7 protein-coding genes are annotated in these 6,320 nt (G+C 61.7%); 6 read left to right on the top strand and 1 reads right to left on the bottom strand.

Features of this window, described 5'->3' with window-relative positions:
* Positions 1-115: 115 nt before the first annotated feature.
* Both metK and R6U20_RS04255 read left to right on the top strand, forming a co-directional pair.
* A complete protein-coding gene (gene metK / locus R6U20_RS04260; RefSeq protein WP_410336629.1) occupies positions 116-1,282 on the top strand; it encodes a methionine adenosyltransferase in 1,167 nt (388 codons plus the stop codon).
* A gap of 111 nt (positions 1,283-1,393) precedes the next feature.
* Positions 1,394-2,515: a S1C family serine protease gene (locus R6U20_RS04255; RefSeq protein ID WP_410336628.1), complete on the top strand. Its 1,122-nt coding sequence runs from the start codon at positions 1,394-1,396 to the stop codon at positions 2,513-2,515.
* A 75-nt stretch (positions 2,516-2,590) separates the two neighbouring features.
* Here R6U20_RS04255 and R6U20_RS04250 read toward each other — a convergent pair whose 3' ends face one another.
* Entirely contained in the window at positions 2,591-3,724 is a 1,134-nt protein-coding gene (locus tag R6U20_RS04250) for a Nif3-like dinuclear metal center hexameric protein (protein ID WP_410336627.1), read from the bottom strand.
* Between the two features lie 388 nt (positions 3,725-4,112).
* On the opposite strand from R6U20_RS04250, the gene ccoS reads away from it, so the two are divergent.
* The 4 genes from ccoS to R6U20_RS04230 all read left to right on the top strand — a co-directional run.
* A complete protein-coding gene (ccoS, locus tag R6U20_RS04245; protein WP_410336626.1) occupies positions 4,113-4,313 on the top strand; it encodes a cbb3-type cytochrome oxidase assembly protein CcoS in 201 nt (66 codons plus the stop codon).
* Between the two features lie 60 nt (positions 4,314-4,373).
* A complete protein-coding gene (locus tag R6U20_RS04240; RefSeq protein ID WP_410336625.1) occupies positions 4,374-4,907 on the top strand; it encodes a hypothetical protein in 534 nt (177 codons plus the stop codon).
* Between the two features lie 94 nt (positions 4,908-5,001).
* Positions 5,002-5,946 carry an L-lactate dehydrogenase gene (locus R6U20_RS04235; protein ID WP_410336624.1) on the top strand — a complete coding sequence of 315 codons (945 nt, stop codon included), beginning with the start codon at positions 5,002-5,004 and terminating at the stop codon, positions 5,944-5,946.
* Between the two features lie 166 nt (positions 5,947-6,112).
* Positions 6,113-6,320 (top strand): transposase family protein (locus tag R6U20_RS04230; RefSeq protein WP_410336623.1); only part of this gene is annotated, 208 nt, incomplete at its 3' end.

Below are 6,320 nucleotides of genomic sequence, written 5' to 3'. Positions count from 1 at the left end.
TTCTTCAGAAGCGAACCCTGTGCGGCAACGCTCGTTCACGATGCGATTCGCGGTCTGCGTCCCCTGTGGCCGGGCCGTTTCTTTCGTTCTGATCACCCTGTACGCGCTTTACCTTATGGCTTACCTGTTCACATCTGAGTCGGTGTCGGAAGGACACCCCGACAAAGTGGCCGACCAGATTTCTGATGCTGTTCTTGACTCGCTTCTCGCCGATGACCCGCACAGCCGCGTGGCGGTCGAAACCATGGTTACCACCGGTCTGGTGGTGCTGGCGGGGGAGGTAACGACCGAATCCTATGTCGATGTGCGCGAAACCGCGCGCGACGTCATCCGCGACATCGGCTACACCGACCCGCGCCTCCGCTTCGATGCCGAATCGTGCGGCGTGCTGAGCAGCATCCACGAGCAGAGCAGCGACATCAGCCTCGGCGTCGATGGCAAAGAAGAGCAGGGGGCCGGCGATCAGGGCCTTATGTTTGGATACGCCTGCCAGGAAACGGACACGCTCATGCCCATGGCCATTACGTATGCGCACCGGCTCATGAAAGAGCTGGCGCACATCCGTAAGCAAACCGACCAGATGAGCTACCTGCGCCCCGACAGCAAAAGCCAGGTCACTGTCGAATACGAAGACGATCGCGTTACCCCGCGCCGCATCGACACGGTGGTGGTCTCCACGCAGCACGACGAGGGAATTAAGCCCGATCGCATCAAACAGGACGTGCGCAACATCTTGTTGCCCCGCGCCTTTGGCGAGCGCTACGAGGAGCTCATCGACGACAAACTGAAGCTGCACGTGAATCCCACGGGACGCTTTGTAATCGGCGGGCCCCACGGCGATGCGGGCCTGACCGGACGCAAGATCATTGTGGATACGTATGGCGGCAAAGGCGGCCATGGCGGTGGCGCCTTTAGTGGCAAAGACCCCTCGAAGGTCGATCGGAGCGCGGCGTATGCAGCCCGCCACGTGGCCAAGAACATCGTAGGCGCGGGCCTGGCCGACGAGGCGCTTGTGCAGATTGCCTACGCGATTGGTGTGGCCGAGCCGGTTTCCATCAACATCGACACGAACGGCACCGGCGTCATTCCAGATGCCCGCCTGCGCGATGCCGTCCGCGAGACGTTCGAGCTTTCGCCTACGGCCATCATCGACCGGCTGGAGCTGCTCAAGCCGCAGTACCGGCGCACCTGCACCTACGGCCACTTTGGACGTAACGAGTTTTCGTGGGAGCAGCTTGACCACACCACCGCTCTCAAAGAAGCCGCCGGGCACCTGGCGTAACACACAACCCCCATGTGCATCAGTCCGTCTGCATCAGGCAAGCAATGGCCCCGCTGGCAATGGCCCCGCTGGGTTCTGACGTTTGCGTTTAGCATCATCCTGCTGGTCCCCGTGGCTACAAGTACAGGAGGATGCGAGGGCAATGCCCTGCCCGACTCTTCGGCGGCAGCCCCATCAGCCCCGTCAGGTGCGCAAACTGTTTCGAGCGTCCCGGCTGCTGCCGATACCACCATCGAAGCCTCGCGCCAGAACGCTGTCACGCAGGCCGTGGAAGCCGCCACACCTGCCGTGGTTAGCATCGGCGTGCGCAAGGTGCAGCGCGTGCGCGATCCGTTTGCGAACGACCCGTTCTTCCGCTACTTCATGCAGCGCCCGCAGTACCGCGAGGCGCGCAGCATGGGCTCCGGCTTCGTCATGTCGCCCAATGGCTACATCGTGACGAATGAACACGTGGTAAACAATGCGCGCGATATTGAGGTGTACTTTCCTGATGGCGAGACCTATCCCGCCGAACTCGTGGGCAGCGACCGCCTCACCGACCTGGCGCTGCTCAAGATTGATGCCGAGGACCTGGCCCACCTCACGTTCGACACCGACAGCGATCCCATTCCGGGCGAGTGGGTCATCGCCCTGGGCAACCCGTTCGGGCTGTTCGAAGCCGCCGAGCCGTCGGTTACCGTGGGCGTAGTTAGCGCCACCAACCGCAACCTGCAATCGCAGCGCGACGGACGCCTCTACCGCAACATGATTCAGACGGATGCGGCGATTAACCGCGGCAATTCGGGCGGACCGCTCGTGAATGCGCTGGGCGAAGTGATTGGTGTGAACACCGCGATTTACTCGGATTCAGGTGGCTCGGTCGGCATCGGCTTTGCCGTACCGTCCGCACGCGCTGTTGAGATTTTGGAGGGGCTGCGCACCAACGGATCCGTCGATCGTTCGCACTACACCGGGCTCGATGTGGTGGAAGTCACCGAGCGCATTGCGCGGGCATTGGGCCTCTCGGAGGTGCGTGGCCTGATTGTACGCGACACCGACCCTGGCTCGCCCGCAGGGGCCGCTGGGTTCCAGCCGTACGATGTGATTCTGGAGGTGGAAGGCACCCGCGTCAACAGCCGCGATGACTACGTGGCGCGCATCTTCGACTTCCGCCCCGGCGACGAACTCCGCTTCACCATTGAACGCGACGGCACCCGCCGCACGCTCACCCTTACGCTGGGACGGCGTGGGTGAAGGGGATTTTTACCGGAGAGAAGGTAGGGACACGGCGCGTCGTGTCCCTACGATAGTATATGGGCGTGTGGCCGCTCACCCTGCATCGCCCACAAACGTGCGCATGGGACTGGTGCGGTGGCTGGTGCGCTGCCAGGTGACCGCCGGGAAGCGCTCGGCGAGCCAGTCGCGTAGGAGGGATTCGGTGAGGGCTTCCGTTTCGTAGTGCCCCGCGTCGATGAACGCCATCTGAGGCGTACCGGTGTCTGTGCCCAGCACGCGGAAAAAGTCGTGGTACTTCACATCGGCTGTCACGTATGCATCCGCGCCCGCGCCCTGGGCGGCGCCTACGAGGCTGCTGCCCGCGCCACCGCACACGGCAACGCGCTCTACAGGTGCATCGGGCGTTCCGGCGTAGCGCAGGCTTTCCGCATCCAACTGACTGGATACGCGGTCCAGGAACGCCGAGAGCGGCATGACCCCATCGAGCATGCCAATCGCGCCCATCCCGGCCTGCGTGGTGGACTGGTCGAGCGGGTACACGTCGTGGGCCACTTCTTCGTAAGGATGCGCTTGGTGCATCGCCGCACGCACAGCAGGCAACGCCCACTGCGTCACCTCCATCTCCAGGCGGATCTCCTCGACCGTCTCCAGCTCGCCTCCGGCCGTGCCGATGTGCGGATTGGTGCCCTCGCCCGGACGAAATGTGCCGGTGCCGCGGGTTCGGAACGCGCAGGCGTCATAGTCGCCAATGCGTCCGCCACCGGCATCGGCCATCGCGGTGTGTACCGCCTCGGCATGCGATTCGGGCACGAAGGTGACGAGCTTGCACGTGGCGTCATCCATCGGGGCAAGGAACGTGGGCTTGGACACACCCAGGCGCTCGGCCAGCGCAAACGACACGCCACCGGGCGCGGCATCGAGGTTCGTGTGGATGCTGTACAGTGCGATGCCGGACTCGGCCAGTCGCAGCGCCAGGTTGTTGGCGTATCCGCTACCCGTGACGTGCTTGAGCGGCTGGAAGATGAGCGGGTGGTGCGTCACGATAAGCTCGGCCCCGGCGTCAATGGCCTCATCGAGCACATCGTGGGTCAGGTCGAGCGCGAGTACGGCACGCTGCACCTCCGTATCCCCCCGACCGACCTGCAAGCCGACGTTGTCGTAGTCTTGGGCGGATGCAGGCGGGGCCCACTGTTCCAGCGACTGTGCAATGCGGCGAATGGTTGGCATGAGTAAGCAGGTTTGTTCGTGAGATTCGAGATACGTGCAACGCAAGATGGTCTGGAAAGCACGTTGGTGGCGGAGCCCCTATAAAACGTACGTCGCACGGCAGAGGGGCCGAAGAAGGTCATGCTTTTTGTGCCATGCAACGAGAGGGCTAAACAGATACCGGGGAGGAAGGACCCATGGGCGCCCTCATGAAGTCCCCCTTGGAGGAGGGGGATGTAGGGGGAGGGATTCCGTACAATCATATAGATCAAACACGTATGTGAAACGAAGCACCGTACGAATGAGAGCGTGTATGAAGTAACGTCGGGGCGCACATGATACCGGTTTGAAACGCACAAAACCCCAACTTCATGCCTGTCTTTACTTACATGCAACGAAACGAACTGCTATGAACGTATTGTATCTTTTAGTTCCGCTGGCACTGCTTCTGGCTGGGTCCGGGGTGGCCGCGTTTGTGTGGTCGGTGCGCGACGGGCAGTACGACGATGTGGAAACGCCTGCGATGCGCATCCTTATGGAGGATGATGTACCCGGCCCCACCTCCAAGGACGACCCCGACACCGACGCGACGCCGCCTTCGCGCTTGTGAATCGCGACAACCAGCGCGCCCGACCTTCGCATCCCCCTAACTTGATTCTACAATCTGATTATGCCTGAACTAAAAACCAGCAGTCCCGCCCCACGCACCGAAGCGCCGCAGGCCCCGCGTCCGCAAACGCCGACCGACGGCCAGACCGTTGACGGGCGCATGGCGGAGTTCCACTGGAGCAGCTATCCGGGGGCCGATACCTACCGCTTACAAATCAGCCGCCGCGAGACGTTCGACCCGTTGCACGTAGACTTTACCGTTGATAACACGACCGTGACCGAACTGTCGGGGCTGTTGCCCATCGACGGGTCGACGTGGCACTGGCGCGTGCGGGCCGAAGATGCGGGGAGCGACTGGAGCGATCCGGCGGAGTTTGTCGCGAGCCGATCGGCCGATGACACCACCCAGGCCAACCGCAAAGCAGCGCAGGCCCCTACGTCGGACGCGGGGGCGAAGTCCGAGGCGAAGGCACCCGAAGCGGTGGAGGTTCCCTTTCATACCGCTCGCACCTCGGGCCGGTGGGCGCTTACGGTTGGGCTGGTGATGGTTATTACGTTTGTGATTACATTGTTCTTCATCGCCTCGGCCGTGTAGAAGCGCTTCAGGAAACAGCGCTGTGGGGATACGCAGGGGGCGTGCTGCGTGTATATGAGTGCTGGTTTTTTTGCACTCAACCTCGTATCCCACTATGATTCAACGGCGCACCATTGGAATCGTCGGTATTGGCAATGTGGGCAAAGCTGCGGCTTATGCCCTGTTCAACCAGCGCCTGGCCAGCGAAATTATCCTGAACGACCTGGACCATAAGCGCGCCGAGGGCGAGGCCATGGACCTGATGCACGGCCAGATGCTGGTGGGCAACGTGACGGCTCGCGCAGGCGACTACGCCGACATGGCTGATGCGCAGCTTATCGTGATTTCGGCAGGAGCCAGCCAGAAGAGTCCGGATGAGACGCGGTTGGAGCTGCTGGAGCGCAACGTGCGCATCTTTGAGCAGATTGTGGCCCAGCTCGACGAGCATGCCCCCAATGCGATGCTCGTAGTGGCTACGAATCCGGTGGATGTGCTCACGTACGTGACGCAAGAGCTGTCGGAGCGTCCGGATGAGCGCATCATCGGGACGGGCACGCTGCTGGATACGGCGCGGTTTCGGGCACTGTTGGGCCGCCACTACGGGGTGGATCCGCGCTCGGTGCACGCCTACATTCTGGGCGAGCATGGGGATTCGGAGGTGCCTATCTGGAGCAATGCGACGATCGGTAACCAGCGCATCAAAGAAGGCCCGATTAGCGGCATAGACTTCGACGAGGCTGCGATGCAGCAGCTTTTCGAGAATGCCCGCGATGCCGCGTATCAGATCATTGAACGAAAGGGGCACACCGACACCGCTATTGGCGTGGTGATTGCACGCATTGTGCGGGCTGTAATCGAGGACCAGCGCAGCGTACTGCCCATGAGCGTGCGCGCCAACGGGGCGTATGGCATCGACGATGTATGCCTGAGCCTGCCTGCGGTGGTGGGCCGCCATGGCATTGCCGGTCGTGTCACGCCGAAACTCTCTGCTGCTGAGCACGAAGGTCTGCAGGCCTCTGCGACGGTGCTCAAAGAGAGTCGCGAAGGGGTAACGGTGTAAGGGGGGGCGTAGTGCTGTGTCAACCCTGAAAGGTTGGGTTCAGATGCGTATTTTCCCCTCCATCCTACCCTTCCTCCCCGGTAAGGGCTACCTCATTAAAATGATCTGCTGTTGTATATTGAGGGAGAGAGGTTCAAAAGCTCCCTAATCAGCTGGATCAGGCCCTATGTCGTCGTTTTCAGATACGTCTTCAGATACGTCTTCAGATACGTCTTCAGATGGAGCCCGGTCGCTCCTTGATCATTTTCAGGAGCTGGAGGATCCGCGAATGGACCGGCGCAAGGCGCATCCGTTAGTTAACGTTCTCTTTATTGCGGTCTGTGCAGTGCTTAGCGGCGCGGAAGGCTGGAAGAGCGTTGAGACCTTTGGCCGGG

Source organism: Longimonas sp., from assembly GCF_046498435.1.
In the GTDB taxonomy this organism is placed as follows: domain Bacteria; phylum Bacteroidota; class Rhodothermia; order Rhodothermales; family Salinibacteraceae; genus Longimonas.
The sequence above is the reverse complement of the archived record's forward strand: the minus strand, read 5'-3'. Positions and strand labels throughout refer to the sequence as shown.